General features: G+C 34.3%; 22 protein-coding genes and 1 pseudogene. 5 read left to right on the top strand and 18 right to left on the bottom strand.

Annotation, left to right across the window (positions count from 1 at the left end; genetic code table 11):
* Positions 1 to 520: 520 nt before the first annotated feature.
* The gene (locus tag ACE38P_RS01340) at positions 521 to 1060 is read right to left on the bottom strand and encodes a pyrimidine dimer DNA glycosylase/endonuclease V (RefSeq protein WP_010082266.1); all 540 of its coding nucleotides are present in this window, start codon (positions 1058 to 1060) and stop codon (positions 521 to 523) included.
* A pseudogene (locus ACE38P_RS01335) lies at positions 1061 to 1956 on the bottom strand (Rpn family recombination-promoting nuclease/putative transposase).
* Positions 1957 to 2085: 129 nt separating this feature from the next.
* Here ACE38P_RS01335 and ACE38P_RS01330 point away from each other — a divergent pair.
* The 5 genes from ACE38P_RS01330 to ACE38P_RS01310 all read left to right on the top strand — a co-directional run bounded on the left by ACE38P_RS01330 (position 2086) and on the right by ACE38P_RS01310 (position 6990).
* Positions 2086 to 2997 (top strand): helix-turn-helix domain-containing protein, encoded by a 912-nt coding sequence (locus ACE38P_RS01330; protein ID WP_010962718.1) that lies wholly within the window; start codon positions 2086 to 2088, stop codon positions 2995 to 2997.
* Positions 2998 to 3166: 169 nt separating this feature from the next.
* Positions 3167 to 3823, top strand: a complete 657-nt coding sequence (locus ACE38P_RS01325) for a RadC family protein (RefSeq protein WP_006280787.1) — start codon at positions 3167 to 3169, stop codon at positions 3821 to 3823.
* 100 nt (positions 3824 to 3923) lie between these two features.
* On the top strand, positions 3924 to 5057 hold the full coding sequence (locus ACE38P_RS01320) for a hypothetical protein (protein WP_007549714.1): 1134 nt from the start codon (positions 3924 to 3926) through the stop codon (positions 5055 to 5057).
* Between the two features lie 75 nt (positions 5058 to 5132).
* On the top strand, positions 5133 to 6047 hold the full coding sequence (locus ACE38P_RS01315) for a helix-turn-helix domain-containing protein (RefSeq protein ID WP_374699368.1): 915 nt from the start codon (positions 5133 to 5135) through the stop codon (positions 6045 to 6047).
* 37 nt (positions 6048 to 6084) lie between these two features.
* Positions 6085 to 6990 carry a helix-turn-helix domain-containing protein gene (locus ACE38P_RS01310; RefSeq protein ID WP_374699367.1) on the top strand — a complete coding sequence of 302 codons (906 nt, stop codon included), beginning with the start codon at positions 6085 to 6087 and terminating at the stop codon, positions 6988 to 6990.
* A 39-nt stretch (positions 6991 to 7029) separates the two neighbouring features.
* Here ACE38P_RS01310 and ACE38P_RS01305 read toward each other — a convergent pair whose 3' ends face one another.
* The 16 genes from ACE38P_RS01305 to ACE38P_RS01235 all read right to left on the bottom strand — a co-directional run bounded on the left by ACE38P_RS01305 (position 7030) and on the right by ACE38P_RS01235 (position 17487).
* Positions 7030 to 7944 carry a patatin-like phospholipase family protein gene (locus ACE38P_RS01305; RefSeq protein ID WP_265028013.1) on the bottom strand — a complete coding sequence of 305 codons (915 nt, stop codon included), beginning with the start codon at positions 7942 to 7944 and terminating at the stop codon, positions 7030 to 7032.
* Between the two features lie 14 nt (positions 7945 to 7958).
* Complete coding sequence (locus ACE38P_RS01300) at positions 7959 to 8180, bottom strand: hypothetical protein (protein WP_374699366.1); 222 nt, start codon at positions 8178 to 8180, stop codon at positions 7959 to 7961.
* An 87-nt stretch (positions 8181 to 8267) separates the two neighbouring features.
* Positions 8268 to 8777 (bottom strand): ankyrin repeat domain-containing protein, encoded by a 510-nt coding sequence (locus ACE38P_RS01295; protein ID WP_265028016.1) that lies wholly within the window; start codon positions 8775 to 8777, stop codon positions 8268 to 8270.
* A gap of 52 nt (positions 8778 to 8829) precedes the next feature.
* Complete coding sequence (locus tag ACE38P_RS01290) at positions 8830 to 9765, bottom strand: phage tail protein (RefSeq protein ID WP_341812890.1); 936 nt, start codon at positions 9763 to 9765, stop codon at positions 8830 to 8832.
* A complete protein-coding gene (locus ACE38P_RS01285) occupies positions 9766 to 9975 on the bottom strand; it encodes a tail protein X (RefSeq protein ID WP_265028018.1) in 210 nt (69 codons plus the stop codon).
* 22 nt (positions 9976 to 9997) lie between these two features.
* Complete coding sequence (locus tag ACE38P_RS01280) at positions 9998 to 10324, bottom strand: phage tail protein (protein WP_374699365.1); 327 nt, start codon at positions 10322 to 10324, stop codon at positions 9998 to 10000.
* Entirely contained in the window at positions 10324 to 12309 is a 1986-nt protein-coding gene (locus tag ACE38P_RS01275; RefSeq protein WP_410530660.1) for a phage tail tape measure protein, read from the bottom strand. The genes ACE38P_RS01280 and ACE38P_RS01275 overlap by 1 nt, the downstream gene beginning before the upstream one ends.
* A gap of 17 nt (positions 12310 to 12326) precedes the next feature.
* On the bottom strand, positions 12327 to 12593 hold the full coding sequence (locus ACE38P_RS07780) for a hypothetical protein (protein ID WP_410530659.1): 267 nt from the start codon (positions 12591 to 12593) through the stop codon (positions 12327 to 12329).
* 115 nt (positions 12594 to 12708) lie between these two features.
* A complete protein-coding gene (locus tag ACE38P_RS01270) occupies positions 12709 to 12963 on the bottom strand; it encodes a phage tail assembly protein (RefSeq protein ID WP_265028020.1) in 255 nt (84 codons plus the stop codon).
* Positions 12964 to 13046: 83 nt separating this feature from the next.
* Entirely contained in the window at positions 13047 to 13220 is a 174-nt protein-coding gene (locus ACE38P_RS01265) for a type II toxin-antitoxin system RelE family toxin (RefSeq protein WP_237357345.1), read from the bottom strand.
* 91 nt (positions 13221 to 13311) lie between these two features.
* Positions 13312 to 13512 (bottom strand): hypothetical protein, encoded by a 201-nt coding sequence (locus tag ACE38P_RS01260; RefSeq protein ID WP_007303020.1) that lies wholly within the window; start codon positions 13510 to 13512, stop codon positions 13312 to 13314.
* 61 nt (positions 13513 to 13573) lie between these two features.
* Positions 13574 to 14080 carry a phage major tail tube protein gene (locus ACE38P_RS01255; RefSeq protein WP_265028022.1) on the bottom strand — a complete coding sequence of 169 codons (507 nt, stop codon included), beginning with the start codon at positions 14078 to 14080 and terminating at the stop codon, positions 13574 to 13576.
* Between the two features lie 11 nt (positions 14081 to 14091).
* Positions 14092 to 15270 (bottom strand): phage tail sheath subtilisin-like domain-containing protein, encoded by a 1179-nt coding sequence (locus tag ACE38P_RS01250; RefSeq protein WP_374699364.1) that lies wholly within the window; start codon positions 15268 to 15270, stop codon positions 14092 to 14094.
* Positions 15263 to 15823 carry a hypothetical protein gene (locus tag ACE38P_RS01245; protein WP_155968663.1) on the bottom strand — a complete coding sequence of 187 codons (561 nt, stop codon included), beginning with the start codon at positions 15821 to 15823 and terminating at the stop codon, positions 15263 to 15265. The genes ACE38P_RS01250 and ACE38P_RS01245 overlap by 8 nt, the downstream gene beginning before the upstream one ends.
* Before the next feature lie 6 nt (positions 15824 to 15829).
* Positions 15830 to 17305 carry a hypothetical protein gene (locus tag ACE38P_RS01240; protein ID WP_374699363.1) on the bottom strand — a complete coding sequence of 492 codons (1476 nt, stop codon included), beginning with the start codon at positions 17303 to 17305 and terminating at the stop codon, positions 15830 to 15832.
* Entirely contained in the window at positions 17302 to 17487 is a 186-nt protein-coding gene (locus ACE38P_RS01235) for a hypothetical protein (RefSeq protein WP_174517025.1), read from the bottom strand. The genes ACE38P_RS01240 and ACE38P_RS01235 overlap by 4 nt, the downstream gene beginning before the upstream one ends.
* Positions 17488 to 17492 lie beyond the last annotated feature (5 nt).

The following is a 17492-nucleotide window of genomic DNA, read 5'->3' as shown; positions in this document are numbered from 1 at the left end:
AGAAAAGACCAGATTTAGTAGAAAAATATAAGGGCTTCTTTGTAAATGATAGTAAGGGAACAGCAAAGTAGTTATATTAAGGGACTGGTTTTATGTTCTGAACTCAGATTTTCGTTAGGTTATAAAAGAAGTAATATCGAGACCTTACTTTGAAATTCCAGATTATCAGAGTACTTTGCTCTTCTGAAGTGAGTGATGTTGGAATACCTCTGGATCGCAGTACTAATAACCAAAATTAAAGAGTAAATAGTTTATAATTTAAGTATTTATAATAGAGAAATTAGCATGTATCTAAATTTGAGCAGCAAATACCTTGAAATTACCATCAATTCAGTAAAATTGAAGAGTTTTAATGGTTTAATCATGTAAAGTATTCAATAAACTGCCGTTTTTAAATTTTATCAGACTCAGTTAAAAGAGTGGAGATTTTAATGATTTACCTCAAATCTAATTAAGAGTTAAAGTGAGAAGATGTTTTAGTTTTTATGCACCTTCCTCTCTACTAATTAAGGCGTTCTTTTTATTTGCGGCTTTTCAGACGTACGATTCTGCTTAGCAACCAATCCGGTACTTCTCTACCCTTTTCCCACTTAGCAAACCTCATCTTTTCTTTTAGGTAGTACTCTCTGTAAGCTTTTACTGAATGACTAGACTTATATTGATCTGGTAACGCCTGTACAAAAGGCTTTATATCGGTTGATTGAAAAACAAGCAAATTCTTATTACTATCACACCAATCTATAACTTCTTCTGATCTATGTTTTCTTTTATATCGCCAAGTATACTCTTTGCACAGCTCCCTTCCGTATTTTATTAACCAGAAAAAGTTCCCTTTGGATTGTCTAGCCCATAGAGAACAAGGGTGGTTTTTGTGAGTAAGTTTATATGGAACTTCTATATTCTGGTCTGTGATGCTGACTAAAGGATTTGGCACTTTTAATGCTATTGAAAAAACATTACTCAGTAACTGAGCAGTTTCTAATAGCATTTTTACTATATGCTTATCACATAACATTTTTGCCGCAATCTCTGGGTTTTCATCTAGTACAAAGATGTTCATCTAAACATCCAAAGAGCTTAAGTCTTTAATTTCATTAGCTGTAAGACCAGTAGTTTGAGCTATGATATCAATAGAAACTCCTGCTTTAAGTAGATTCTTTGCAACTTCAATTTCCCTCTCTTTTCTGCCTTTTTCATGTCCGATGAGGATGCCTTTTGCAGTAGCATCATCAAGTTTTTGAGCAAGGACAGCCTGTTCATCAAGAATACGTTTTATTTCCTGTTCATAGGCAATAAATTCTTTTTCTGACCAGTTGAACCTATTTAGTTCTTCATAGGCCTTTTTAATTATTAGATCACTACCTATTATTTTTTCCAGCTCTTCTTCACTAGTCTCATCTGCATATTTAAAGAAGTAGACCCATTTCTCAACAATACTTGAAAGCTGATCTTCTTTGGTTTTTGGAAATTTAGGCAACTCAATAAATATAAAGTAAAAATCTTTTAGATCATGTTCATTAGTATCTTCATCGCGAATGGTATGCTTTGACTTATACTCAGACTTATCAGGAAATAAAATACAGTCTGCTATAGCAATAAAGATAATTTCCTTAAGGTCATGATATTGATCGCCTTTGTCAGCCTGTCTTGAATAGGCTTTAGCAGCATAGTATTGAGCACGTTTTTCAAAGCCCTTAGTTTTAGCGACCTGCATTTCGACTATCACTTGCAGCCCATTTTTATCTCTACAAAGAGCATCAACAATGCTTTGTTTTTTAGAAGCAATATCAGGATCTTGAATAGTACTTAAAAACTCTATATCCTGTATTGCATTTGTTCCAGCAAAGCCGAGAATATCATTAAGAAAGTGAATAAGGATATCTTTATTTTTTCAGTACCAAAGATGCGCTTGAACGATATATCATTCTTGGGATCGAGAAACTTCGAAAGAGCCATAGGAAATCCACTTAAAAAGCATTAATAATTATACACAATTGTGAAGAAATATTCAACTAAAATTCAAACATAGAAAGAAGCATCCCTTTTGTATATCTTTATTTGGTAGTATTAACCTGTATAATATTTATGGCAAATATCTCGATAAGGTACAAAATAGCACAAAAAGTAAGGAGCTGGAGGTTAAAGCGAGGTTATACTCAAAAAGATTTAGCGGGAAAAATTGGCGTAACGTATCAAGTAGTACTACAATATGAAAAAGGAACACGTAAAATTTCGATTGAGAAATTGTATGCTATAGCAGAAGTGTTATCGGTTGGCATCATAGATCTTATTCCTGTATCAAGTGAAAAAATTTGCCTTAAAAACGAAGAAGAGGAAATATTAAATCTAGTAAGAAAATATAAAACGATTAATGATCAAGAGTTGCGCAAGGTGTTTTACTTGCTAACAAAATTTACCCGAGTTGGTGAGAAAAGTAGTAAAAAAGCAGAGAAGGTAAAAATTGCAAAGGGTATGGTTAAAGCAGGAATTTCTGTTGATATTGTTTCACAAGCAATTGGCCTCTCTGCTAATGAGTGTGTTGAAGAAAAAACAGGTTCTATCTACTACCAAATAGGAAAAAAGATAAAAGAATGGAGGCTAGTGAGAGAGTATACTCAAAAGGATTTGGCTGAGAAAATGGATACAACACGTGATGAAATAAGCAACTATGAGCAAGGACGTGTGGCCATTCCACTGGAAAAATTATATGCAATAGCAGAAACATTATCAATTAGCATTACAGATCTGCTCATAGAGGAAGATGAGATAGTAGAAAGTGAGCTACCTGATTTAATAAAAGAATACAAAAAAATTGAGAGTCAAGAATTACGCTATGCGCTAATAAAATCTCTGTTTGAAAGCATACAAATTTGCGAAGAAAAAGTGAAAAGAGCAGAAAAGATGAAAATTGCAAAGGATTTAGTGAAAGGAGGAATTTCTACCGATATTATTTTGCAAATAACAGGCCTCTCTTTAGGCGAAATTCAACAGATTTAAAATAAAAAATCAGTATATATTAATATCTTTACTCTTAGATGAAAAAATAAGTAAAAAAGATTGAGAAATTGATTTGACTTCACTCGAAAGCTATGGCTTTATGCCAATGCTGATAAAAAACAGCAGTAAATATCTAAAAAAAGTTTGTTGTTAGTGAAAGGTAAATTATATGAATAAAAGTAAAGAAGAAATCGAATTCAGAATATTAGAAAGCAAAGGCAAAGCACTACTTGATCGTGAAATAATGGAAACGTTTCTAAGTGCAGTACATGAAAGCCCACAGGCTCAAGAAATTGCTAAAAATTTGGTGAATACTTATACAGGAGTAGGAAGGATTTTAGGTAGAGAAATGGATGACCTGAAAGTTATAGAAGGAGTAACTGATTCTGCAGTAGCAATGATTATGTGTGTTAAGGAAACACTAGAAAGGGTACTGAAAGAAAAGCTTAAGAGTGAGCCAATCATGGACTTACAAGGGATAGTAGAGTACTTAAACGTAAGTATAGGCCACTCAGAAAGGGAATGTGTAAAAATACTGTACTTGAATAAAAGGCGTCAACTAATTGGAGAAGAATCCTATATTGGTGAAATGGAAAAAGCACCAGTATACATAAAGGAAATTACAAGAAAGGCATTAATGAAAAATGCAACATCAATAATAATGTCACATAACCATCCTGGAGGGAGCTTAGAGCCATCAGAAGAAGATCAAGCAGTAACGAAGAGCTTAGCAGCAGCATGTAGTACTGTAAGCGTAAAATTGTTTGACCATATTATCATCACAAGTGGAGGCTATTTCAGCTTTCGAGAAAATGGATTGTTATAGTAGAAAGTATTTGCAAATCTACTCATTATAATTTATAATGAGTAGTAAGATGTATAAAGTTTATTGTACGCTTAAAAAGTATTTTTAATATGAGGTTTATATGACTAGTAAAGATCGGAATAAAAAGACTAATGTTAATCACAAGAAAATATTTGGTGCTCTTGAAGGCGTTGATATAAAGCAGTCTAAATTTGTGAGTAAAATTAATAACCAGAAGGAGATAAACCGGGAGGCCTCCCCTAGCAGAAACATTCGCGAAAACAAAATCAACTACGGGAAAAGCCTTGACTATGTTTATGGCACAAAACCTTTAAATGATCAAGCAGAAGATTTAAATCCATTTGCTTCAAATTTGCAAAAAATAAAACCAAGTGCAAGCGAAAGTGAAAAGTTGAGCTGGTTTAAGAGTGCTGTAGTAGAGACAAAAAACGTAAATGCATTGCATAAAGTTATAGAGCAAGTATTAGCCTCTGGAGCAAGAGTAAATGCATGTAATGATGGGGAGTGGAGCTTCGCAGAATACATGATATTGGGCACACACTTTCACAGATTAGAAAAAAGTGATCGAAAAAAGATAATGCGTAAGCTAATGCTAAGTGGTGCAGAGTTTCATGATACTCTACTACAGAATAAACTGATAGGTGAAATCTATAATGAGCTACAACCAGAAGTTCAGCCACAGATAGATGAGAGACTAGAAGAACTAGAGAAAGCTGGCGAAAGTGCTGTGCAAGAAGGAGAATTAATAGATGTTGAGATAGATAATACAACATCGTACATAGAGTTTTCTGGGAATAGCAAGGTAGAGGTAGCCAAAATACTGAGAGAGTTAGGGAGTAACATTTTAAAAATGGGTAATAATGCAGTTGAGATCAGAAGGGAGGAAGGAGGTGCAAGAAATTACGTTGATGTATCAGATGGTAGCTCCGTTGTGTTAGAATTTCCTACAAGCCTTGGTAAGCTAAATATTGTATTGTACCAGGACGTAAAAAACTGCAGTCAGGTACAAGTAAAAGTAGCGGATAAGGAAATGTGGGCTGAATTACAAAAAAGAGGAGAAGAAATTGGAAAAAATTGCCTTTTTGGGGGAGTGAAACTTAAGAAAGTGGTAGAAAGAGGTAATTTCACTAGGTGCGGCATATGGAGTGAAAAGCAGAAGGAAGTAAGTGAAAAATTGTTTTCATGGGCAGACAAAGTACGTGAAAATAGTAAAGAAACTTGTAGGGCACTTTAATTCATCAATTTAAAGGTTCCAGAGTCTGGCTATTATATCTGGAGCCTTTGAGCTATAGTATAAAATATTATATGTATGGTTCTTTTTGTGGAAAAAAGTCTAGATTATAAAGTGGGAGAAAAATTAAAAAGTTGGAGGTTAGAGAGAGGGTATACTCAGAAAGATTTAGCAGAGAAACTTGGTGTAAAGTACTGGGTAATACTTCAATATGAAAAAGGGAATCGTAGAATTTCAATTGAAAGGTTATATGCTATAACTGAGGCACTATCAATCAGTATTACGGATCTAATTCCTATATCAAAAAGCTGTCTTGAAGATGAGGGAGAAGAAATCTTAAATCTAGTAAGAGAATATAAAAAGATTAATGACCAGGAGTTACGTAAGATGTTTTGTTTACTAACCAATTTTGTCCAAGTTAGTGAAAAAAGTAGTAAAAAAGCAGAGAAAATAAAGATTGCAAAAGGTTTGGTTAAAGCAGGAGTTTCTGTTGATATTGTTGCAAAAACAATTGGCCTCTCTGCTGATGAATGCGTTGAAGAAAAAGGAGGTTCTATTTACTGCCAAATAGGAAAGAAGATAAAAGAATGGAGGCTAGTGAGAGAGTATACTCAAAAAGATTTAGTAGAAAAAATGAGTACAACACGTGACGAAATAAGCAACTATGAGCAAGGAAGGACTGCTGTTCCACTTGATAAATTATATGAAATGGCAGAAGCATTATCGATTAATATTACGGATCTACTAATAGAGGAAGGGAGTAAAGTGAAAAATGAGCTACCTGATTTGATTAAAGAATACAAAGAAATTGAGAGCCAAGAACTACGTAATGCATTAATAAAATCTTTGTTTGAAGGCATACGTATTTGTGAGGAGAAAGTGAGAGAGGTAGAAAGGATTAAAGTTGGAAGGGATTTAGTAAAAGGGGGAATTTCTATTGATATTATTTTGCAAGCGGTAGGTTTACCTGTTGATGTAGTTTTAGATGGATAGCTCGTAAAAAAATTATAGCAATAAAGTTTTTTCTTAAATGGAGGTATATGTGTTTGTTTCTGCAAGCAATGTTAGTTATGGAATGGGGCGAAAAATAGAAAATTGTAGGTTAATGCGAGGGCATACTCAAATAGGATTAGCAGGTCAAGTAGGTTTAACATACCAAGAAGTGAACAGCTATGAGAATGGTTATACTCCTATTCCAATTGGAGTACTATATGTAATAGCAAGAGTATTATCAGTTAATGCTGTAGATCTATTACCTAAACCAATAACAGTAAGAGAGTATAAAGATGAAGACGAAGAAATACTCTATCTAACAAAAATATACGAGAATCAAAAGTTAGGCAAAATAGTACCTTCATTAGTCAGGTTTGTTCATATTAGCGAAAAAATCAATCAAGAAGAGGCAAGGTTGGAAATAGCAAAAAATCTAGTGAAAGAAGGAGTGTCAGTTGACATAATTTCCCAAGCAACCGGCTTATCTATTTACGAGTATGATAATACAGAGAAAGAAGTCTGCACTGATTCTATATATTACAGAGTAGGGCAAAGAATAAGAGAATGGAGATTGATAAGGAGATACACTCAAAAAGATTTGGCGGATAAAGTTGGTTTAACACTCAAGGAAATACACGACTATGAAAGAGGGTATACTGCTATAACATTTGATAAATTATATGAAATATCAGATGCATTATCAGTGAATATTAAAGCTCTGCTACCTAAAACAAGAGAAAGCAAAAAGCTATTGAGTTTAATGGATGAGTACGGAGAACAAGAATCATTAGTCAAATCTCTATCTGAAGATATGAAAAGTGGCAAGGAAAAAGTTAAAAAAGCAGAGAAAATCAGGGTTGCAAAAAATCTAGTGAAGGCGGGTGTTTCTACTGATGTTATTTTGCGAGCAAGTGGCCTAAATGCTGATGAGTTTGAAAATTGAATTGTGTTAAACAATATATTAAGATATAAGCAAAGATAGTTATATATTTAATATTTCTATACAGAATTTTTCTATCACTTTCTGATTGTCCTCTATCATTGCATTTGCCTCCTCCTGCAGAGATTTGATATTTTTTGATGTAATATTATCCATGTCAGGTGATGCTATTTTTAGTTGCGATTGTATACGTATATATTTATCAGCTATAACTTGATTAAGTTGATAGTTTACTGCATCTAAACTTGAAGTAAACATCACATTCAGTAGTGGCTTGATCCATCCTATTTTTCCAAATCTCTTTGAATTGGCTATGCTTCTATCTGTTCTGCCAGTACCAATTGATAAAATTATAATATCATCATTTGGAAATAACCTCTTACCACTTGCATATGCACAAGCCGCTGGATTATTGGCAAACACTCCGCCATCCACTAATACTCTGTTTATCTGGTCAATTTTTAGATGTTTTGGTATGAAATAAGTAGGTGCAGCCGTTGCAGCTCTGAGTGCATCTTTTAGCTTAATATTACCTTCTTTCCAGCTTTTAAAGAAAAATGGACGATTATTGTGAATATCATAACTTGTTATCAGTACCTTACTTAATGTGTTTTTTAGAATATCCTCTCCAAAATATTTATCCAGTACAAATTCAATATTTTTATGTGGATATTGTGCACAGTTAAACCAAGATAATATTGATCTCCTAAAAAATGAAGACTTAAAAATATATGGTCCATATTCCCGATAGAACTTGACTAAATCATTAGCAGAATATTGAGGTTTATCTTTTTTACATAATCCTGCTACAACAATCCCACCAGTTGAGGTTCCTGCCATAAGATCAAAGATTTCAGCTATCGGTTTCTTTGCCCTCTTTTCTATTTCTGCTAGAATAATGGCAGGTATTATCCCTCTAATGCCACCTCCATCTACAGATAAAATGTACTTTGTCACTGAAAATTTAGTTCTTATTTGTGTTTGTGAATAGCTTCAAGTTCGTTGACTTCTTCAGTGAGGTTTTTCACTCTCTCTTCAAGTCGATGGACTATTTCTATTAGTTCTTGGTTCTTCTCTACAAATTTATCATGGATATGTACACGTAGGTCGAGTGTTGCCAACCACCATATGAATCCTACAGTCTGTAGAACTATTGTTATTATTACCGCTATTGGGATTTTTTGCTTTTTCATGTGAAGGTATTAATCTATTATGGATAGCTTGAGAAGTTTATATATAGATTATAGAAAACTTACAGCTTTAGTGATTTCTTTATGTTATCAGTTCTCTGCTTCTGCAAGTAGCTTTATTATTTGATCGTAGGGCTTGTCTTTGTTTTGCCTTGATTCTATTACAGCTACATCTCGAGGGTTTTTTCCACTTCTATCTCTAACATTAGGATTTGCACCTCTTTCCAGTAAAAAACTCACTACTTCTAAGTGCCCTTCTAATGCAGCAAAATGTAATGCTGTCCATCTTTCATTTTCACCTAATGCACTAATGTCAGCTCCTTGGTATACTAAAAATTTAGTAACTTTCAAGCATCCTGAATCAGATGCATGATGTAATGCTGTTAATTTAGGAACTTGTGTGTTCACACTTAATAAATTTTCTACTGAAAACTTTACTACATCTAAGTTACAATTTTGAGAAGCAATGCGTAGTATCGTTTTATAATTACCTTCAGCTTTTGCCTTCATGTAGGAATAGGTAGCAATAATACATACTATTACTGTTATAAGCCACCAAAAATGCAGCTTGTTTTTTGTATCTTGACCCAATTTATCCATATTCAACATCTTTTTAATATTAAATAGATCATTTACTCATTTTTTATTAACATTACTTACTCAAAGATGCTGACAACATAGTAAGGTAACCTGAGCTATTTAAAGTATGCTCCGCTCTATTAACTATCCATTCACCATCTACTGCTTGATTAAAACCTATAAGATTAAGTTTAGCTTCTGCAAATAACTCCGGATTACCTGGGATTGTCATTTCTAAAGTTTCATTATTACGCTGTAGTTGCTTAAACTTAGCATTTGCTGCACTTAGTGCTGACTTTGCATTTGAGTGAAGTTCCAGCATAATATAACTTGGCTCGCCGCTACCAACTGTTTCTTTAATAGTTTCACCCTTTTCATAGCTGTGCCATTTTGCTACTACTGAATTATACTTATCACGTACGGTAAAATGCACTTTCCAATTAATTGTGTCTTGAGGTCTAATAGTCGTTGTTCCTAAAGCTTTTCCTGTGGCTGATTTTGCCATATTCTTTGAAATAAACAATATATACCCACCAGCTAATTTTGCCATTGCTTCACGCTCTGTTGCGATCTTTGTTAACAGACTTATATCACTTTCATCTGCCTGATTAATATGGAGTATTAATACATTCTTAAATTCCTCAGCAACTTTATATCCATATCCATGTTTTTGAGCTATTTCTTTCACTAAGTTTTCTATGGTAATTTGATGCCATTCTTTTGATACCTTTGCTTTTAAAGATATTCTTAAATTTGTTGCATGAGCTTTTATTAGTAGGGTCTTAGGTGGGCCTTGTATCGTAACTTCATTGACTGTATATACACCCATTGGAAAGATTCCCGTTTCCTTATAACCTAGTGCTATGTTCAATTCATTTGGAATTTCTACATTTTCATTTCCATAATCAACACATACCTCTGCGACATCATCTATAGTACCAGATTCATCAGCAAGATGCACCGATATTACATGATCTTTTATTCCTTCAATGCTAAATTCAGGTTTCATTTATTCCCACACTTTTAACTTCGATTTTTTTAATTGCTTTTGTATTAAAGGCAGTTTAATCCTTAACCCAGATGGCAAAGAACCACTATACTCCGCAAGACCAGGATTAGCCTCTAAAACTACTTCCACTACTCCTCTAGTTGCTCCATAATGCCTCCAGCAAATTAGATCTATCATCTCTCCTTCCTTACTCCAGTAATATGTTGCCATTTTTAGTTAAATCTCCTCAAACTTAAACTAAACTCAACCTTTTTTGGTAATCCACAAGGAAAAATGATGTTTGTTTTTTCTCTATCCGTACAATCACAAACCTCCCTAAAACATTACCTAAACTGTCTACTAAAGTATGTGGTTCTTCTGCTTCTTTCATACTTTTTAATTGATTTAAATCATTGAGATTATGGAAATAAATTACTCCTTCTAAGTCTATATTTTCTGTGCCTTGGCCAATATTTTGTAATGAAGGTATTTTACCAATGCACTCAATAGTACTCCAACGATTTTCTTTACTGTACCTTACTCTTGTTGGAGAAAGCTTATGTTGACCAAACGATAGCATTAGTAAATCGGCTCTATTGAATCAAATAGAACGTCACGTGATTTTTCCCTTATTCTTTTTATTACTGCATCAGCAAGACTACGTACATCTTGGTTAGGTTCTGCTTTAATACTTATATTAAATGTAAAAGTTTGATTGAAAATTTTTTGTTCACACTTTTCAGAGTCTTTTAAAACTTTCTCTGAATTATTTCCTACAGAACTTTTTTCTGTAATCACGCTAGCACTTTCAATATTCGTTCTACTATTCGAAATTCCACTAAAAGCATTATTGTGCAGTAAAGGATTTCCTTTGCTAAAAACATTATTTTTACTAGTTGTACCGCCTATTTTTGCTTTTACTGGCTTCTCTAATGCTTTTATTGGATTATCATTAAACAATTTTCCCAAACTAATCCAATTTTCTATAGGTTTTGCAATTGATTTCCAGATACTTGAAAAAAAGTCCTTCACCTTTTGCCAATTAGAGATTACAAGCGCTGCACCAGCTGATAGTCCAGCAACAGCAGCTCCTATAGGATTGGTTAACGTTAAGGCTTTCAGTCCCATGATTACTGCTGGAATTACTCGAGCTGATAACGAAGTTAATACTGGCAAGAGTGTTCCCTGCAAAATAGCCTTAAAAGTTAATATTCCACCTCCAGCCAATGCAAATGCATAACCAAAACCTACCACTGCAATCTTGCCAATAATAAGAGCTGAAATTATGCTCATAACTCCTGTAGTTAAAATTGGACACTTCTCTGCGAACCAAGCTATACCTGTAGATATAGACCTCAAAATCTTACTTATCCAATTTAAAGGAGGTAGCATAACTGACCCTAAGTTCATTCCTAGCTCTGCTATTGTATTTTTAAGCAGCTGTAAATTATTTGCTGTAGTACTTGCACGGTTATTAAATTCCTTTTGCATAGATTTGTTATACTTTTCTTTATCAGCCACAAAATCTATTGCTTTTTTATATTCTTCCAAACTTCCAACTATCAATGCAATATCATCTTGATATTCTTGACCAAAGAGATTGAGAAGGATTTGTGAACGTTCCTGTCTATCTACTTTTTCTAGAGTTTCAAAAAAATAAAGTAGAGCGTTTTGCCCGTTTTCAGCAACCTTTTGTGACATTTCCTCTGCAGTGATACCTATCGATTCCAATGCTGCTTTGAACTCTTTTCCTTGCCCTTCAGCAGTTTGAAGTTTAGAAAGCAGAGCATTGACAGCAGTTGCTGCTTTTTCAGGTTGTTTACCTAAACTAATGAAGGCATTTACTAAACTACTTGTCTGATTAATATCTAAACCAAATTGTTTTGCATTACCACCCACTCTAGCAAGTGCTTCAATCATATCGTTTGCCTTAGCTGCAGTATTATCTGATAGGTAATTTATAACATCACCAACTCCTTCCATCTTCTCTACTGCAATTCCATAAACGTTAGAGAGTTTAGCTATGGAATCACCAGCTTGTTCGGCAGACATATCAAATGCTGTGGCCATTTTAGCTACTGTTGTGGTAAATTCAAGCAGCTTACCTTTGTTGATACCAAGCTGTCCACCACTTGCAGCTATTTGTGCTAACTCTGCAGCTGATAATGGTATTTCACGGGATAATTTCTTCAATTTTTGAGCAAATTCTTCGGCTTCATTTGTTCCATCCTTGAAATTTACTACCTTTTTAACATCAGCCATAGCACTTTCAAAGTCAATCGCAACTTTAATTGGTGCTGCAAGTGAAAGACCTAGTCCTATAGTTTCCATTACTTGTGATCTATAATGCGCTTTTTTTGCCAAAGCATTTTGCTGTTTTTGTATTACAGATCCTAATTTACTGTATTTTCCTTTAAGTACTTCAATAGATGAACCAAGTTTAGTTTGATCCCTCACTAAAGATTTAATATCCTTTCCACTTTTCCTGATTTCTTCATTCAATGTGTGAAGTGTATCTCTCTTTTTAATATAAGCCTCTTTTGCCTTTGATGCTGATGCTTTCAATTTTTCAAATTCATTTCTCAGTGCTTTGCTTGGCTCTTTTTTTCCTTCTTCTCTTTAGCAATTGCTGCGGCTGATTCTTTTGCTTTCTTCTCCGCTTCCTTCCAATTCTTCATAGCTTCAAGGGCATCATGATTTAGTTGCTTAAATTTGGAAACCGATTTCATTGACGAATCAAGCTGCTTTATACTATCACCCAACTTAGAAAGCTTTGCTGCACTACCTGTCATTGCATTATTAAAACTGCCATCTAACGTTGCACCTATTTTTATTGAAAGCATTGACATTTTTTTGTTACTCCTTCACTTACTTCTAACCACTTTAGAAACTCTTTTATACTCATATTAATAATTTGCTCAATTCCACTTCCTGTTGTTGAGCTAAGTTTTAAAATATTGAATCTTAACTCCTCTGTTCCAGCGGCGACAAAAAACCTTTTAGCACCTTCTGTATTTCTACATAATCTTTAATACATAAATCTTCAACTACTTCTTTTGGTACTGATGCTAGATTAGCAATTAAAGCTACTTCTTTTAAAGCTTCGCCTTCTATGCGTTCTATAGCAAGTAAATCTCTTACTTTAGGTTCACGCATCGATAATTCTGAGACAGAAATCCCGTCAACTGTTATTGGGTTATTAAGTGTTATAGCTTGCATGTTCCTCCTTAAAAAGTTAATTAAATAAAAGTCTATATCGGCTTTTACATAACTAATTTCTTTGTATGGTGCTATAAATAGGATTAGCTTTGATAAGAATCTTTTCTGTGTTCAATTGAAGTAATAACTACTGTATGTTCTGGTACATCTATATAATAAAGTATACGATAGGTACTCACCCGTAGACTACGTTGTCCACTTAAGTTATGCTTTAATGGCTTTCCAAGTCCAATTGGATCAACTGTTAGACGCTCCATTATTGCCTTCTTAATCATTAACTTTACTTTTGCTGGAAGAGCCGGAATGTCTCTCTTTATAACAGATTCTGAATAGTCTATATTGTAAGGCTTAATCCCAGAAGGCATCTTGATGTTTAACCCTCTTTTCTTTATAGCGTTCGTCAGCAATCTTAGATAATTCCATATCTTCAATTTCTTCTTCCATTAATTCAGTTAATAACTTTAAAACGGACTTGTCCTGAGATTGTGCTACACTAACAAGTAAACCAGTTAGCTGCTCTATGGAATTTGTATGAGCTTTAGAATCCATATTAACTATATACCTACAACTTCTTATATTTTAACATTTTTATGTAATTTTGTCAACCATATTAGATCCCTAGAATCGTTTGTAGCAAGGCCATTTGATCAACACCATTTATCTTTCTTATCATATTTTCAGCATCGATCTCTATCAGTTCATTACCACCTATAGTAAGTTTATAGTAATGAGCAGCTACAGTACACTTCAGCGTTGCTTTTTCAGCAGGTTTCCAGCTACCAAAGTCAAATTCTTTGAATATGCCCCTGAGGTTGATAATTACTCCTTCAATATCATTGCTTCCGCTGCCTTGTAATCCACCTCTGAGCGTCAAAGATACCGAATTTCCATTTATCAACCCAAATAGCCGAAAGAGCTCTGTATCGTATTCAGCAAAAGTGAAATCTGCTTCTAACTTTTCCATACCCATGTCAATATTTATTGGAATATCCATACCACCAGCTCTATATTCATCTGTTTTAATGGTGAGCTTTGGCAAGGTTACTTCATCTATTTTTCCTGCATAACCACGACCATCAACGAATACGTTAAAATTTCTCAGTATTTTTGGTAACACTTTGCTTTCTCCTAACTTATATTTACAAGATGAGATCTGAATATTATTTGCTCAGCCGGATACGGTGGTGTAAACTCGAAGTCAAAATACACTTTCCCGCTTGCAATATTTGCCGGTGTATTGAGTTCGGGAGTTGCATAACATTTTCCACTGATAATAGCTCCTTGCGCTTTTAAATTGGCCAAATAAGAATTCACCCCCTCAATCACATCATCTATATAAGTTTTGGTGATATTGCGATCAACTGCCCATAAATGAGCTCGAAGTAGACTATCATTGATTAAATCTGCAGTCCTTCTCACTGACAGAAAAGCCCATTTTGAGTCATTTGAACATGTTCTATTTCCCCAAAGCCTATAGCCGTTTTGATGAATTATCGTTGTTACTTCATTTTCATTTAAATGGTTTGCTCTACAATTTGCATAACCTAAGCTAAAATCAATAGGCCTGCTTGTGCCAACAATACCATTTATCTCTTTATTTGAAGGTGAATGCCAGAAGCCTTGTTCGCTGTCTATTTTAGCTATTAAACCAGCTACAAATGGACTCGATGGCAAGATTTTTTCTTTTCCTTCAATAAATAACTTAATCCATGGGTCAACTACGTAAACTCTTGAGCTGCCTACACTTTTTCTCCATTTTATTGCTTCTTCATCATTAGTATTTGGTCCGTCTGCAACAATAATTGCTCTTAATTTTTCTGCTATGGAAATTAAAGCACTCACTACTGGATTTACTCCATCTATTTCAGGTAACTGATGAGTAAACTGAGGTGCAATTAATATTCTTGGAGCAACATGAACTATACTTTCACTACTGAGGAATGCCTCTATCCCTTGATATTCTCCAGTCTCTTTATCAACTCCACCGATTATACTTTGAATAGTTTCACTTTCTTTGAGCTTTGGATCGCTGTTTTCACTTTCTTTAACTCGAATAACTACTACTGTTGCACCAATCTGGGAAAATATTCCATTTATTGCAGAAGGTAAACTGCCACTCTTTCCGAGCTTTGCTGCTTCCTTTAAGCTTCCTGCAACTAACACTGGTTTATTTAGCGGAAATTTTTGCTCATCTGCTTCAGGTGCAGTACCAATTACACCTATCACTGATGATTTAGCTGTACGTACTGTCTTTGCTCCTGAGGTTACCTCAATAACATTTACGCCATGTAAAAATTCTTCAGCCATTTCTTTGTATTTTTTTCCTGAAATCATCTAGCAAAGTCTGTAGCTCATTTTCACTTTTGGCTTCTTCAATCTTTCTTTTGGCTAAATCTTCAAGCTCTTCACATTTAATTATTGCTTTTACTGCTTTTTTCACTTTTTCCTCAATTATTCTTGCCATTTCAATAACCGTAATACCACGGACTTTTGCTAAAGGTTCTATAATTTCTTTATCCTTTTCATCTATAGATTCTGGTGCTGCTAGAATGCTTTTTGCGGCTTCCGCTTGAATCTCATAAGATTTAGCTTTTTGGTGAGAATGACCTGCATATTGGTGAGTATGATTATCATAATAGAAACGCATACTATCAAATGCACAAAGCTTCGCATTATCCAGTAACTCCTTTTGTATATCTTCTTTAGTACGCTGAGCAATTTTTCCTCCTTCTGTTAAACAATAGCTTTTTTGCCAATCAAAATCTTCTGGTGCTTCATACCAATCATTTTCAGTTGGCTTGCTTTCAAGTGTTGTTGTTTCTACTTGTTTATCATTTTCAAATCTAATGTAGATAGACATTGTTTGTTACCTCCAAATCTCATACGTGTTAGATAATCCTGGACATTGCCAACCCCTGAGCGTCCTTTCCACATCTACCTCAAGCCCTGTGGTGAGAAAATTGCTACGTATGTTATAAATCCCCCACTGAATAAATTGACCATAGTTGTGTACATAATTTGATGCAAGCATACCTTGACTAACTTGTGTTCTGGAATACAGATAAGATGATGTGTAAAGTAATATTGCAACTGTTTTTCCTGCTGGAATCTCCACATTACCAGATCCGGCTAACTTGCTATCAGAACTCGTGTATTGGTAAACATTTTTCCATACTATTTTTGAAATACTTGATTTATTAGAATTAGTGTTATCAGGAGTTCCCACAAATAATCCTGCTCCCCCATACTCCGTACTCGAATACGATGATCCAACAAATTCCATTGTCTTATTTATGTTCACATTGGTTGTATTTTTTACAAATACTACTCCAAGTGCAGCATACGGGTAATAGTATATCTCATCATAACTACCCGAAAAACTTTTTGTGCATAATTCTCCGTAAATAAATGTTCCTTTACTTCCCTCTATAAAACTTAGTTGTCTTGGCCGATAAAAACTAACGTAATCTGTATTGTACGTATGGCTACCTGCTAGTAGTTGTAACATATAGTCAGTTTTTGTTATATCACTACTCCACTTTCCAAGCTCTGTCGTAAAAGTTCCGTGGCCAAAATAATTATTTTTTCTGCCAAGTACACCAAATAAGAAAGGTAATGACCCTGGTTCAACCATGTTGCGCTTTCTTATTTCATTTATAAGAGACGCTTTTAACTGTTCATCCCGAATTTTTACCTCATTTATCAGGGATGTTTTTAATTGGTTATCACGAGTTTCTATTTCCCTAATAATTGATGAGCCAGATGGTACATTATTAACAGCACGAAAATCTTCTACTAAACCTTTAAGACCATCTTTATGACTGTTACTAATGCTATTTATTGCTGCAATATTGGCATTCTTTCTCGTATCAAGTAGCGATATATGCGAATCTGATGATGCTTTTAAAGTATTTAAGGAATTATCCCTAAGCTTGTTAATTTCATTGACAGAATCTGTTTTCGCTTCAGTTATTGCAGATATTGAATTTTCCTTATTGCTATTTATGTCACTTAAGTGCGTCCTTGCAGCGCTCAAGAGTTCTTTTAACTTACCATCTGTCATCTGTACAATTTCAGAAACCGCACTTTTGTCGATTATTGATTCCAGTGCTTTAGCAAGATATGCTAGTTGATCTGGTGTACTACTTCCTGCTAAATCTTTAAGCCTTCTCTGTAGTGCATCAATTATCTCTTTTACTTCAGTTATTTGTACAATGTCAGCAATAGCTTTTTTATCTGCTATCAATTCCAGCGATTTTGCAAGATATGCCAGTTGATCAGCCGTGCTATTTGCTGCTAAATCCTTTATCCTTTGCTGTAATGCTTCTATTGCTTCTTTCATTCCCAAAAATTCAAAAAAGTTTCAAATCTAAATCGTTCAAAATTATTTTTAAGTTCATCTTCTCTTTCACTCATATCTTCATCTATCTTTTCTATGGCTCTGCGAATACGTACTACATCTTCTACAGCTATGTTCTCTGGATGCGGCAAAGGATATCCTCGTTTGGTTTGATCAAAAGTCATTTAAA

Origin of the sequence: Wolbachia endosymbiont (group A) of Limnophora tigrina (genome assembly GCF_964263225.1) — a bacterium.
In the GTDB taxonomy this organism is placed as follows: Bacteria; Pseudomonadota; Alphaproteobacteria; order Rickettsiales; family Anaplasmataceae; genus Wolbachia.
The sequence above is the reverse complement of the archived record's forward strand: the minus strand, read 5'-3'. Positions and strand labels throughout refer to the sequence as shown.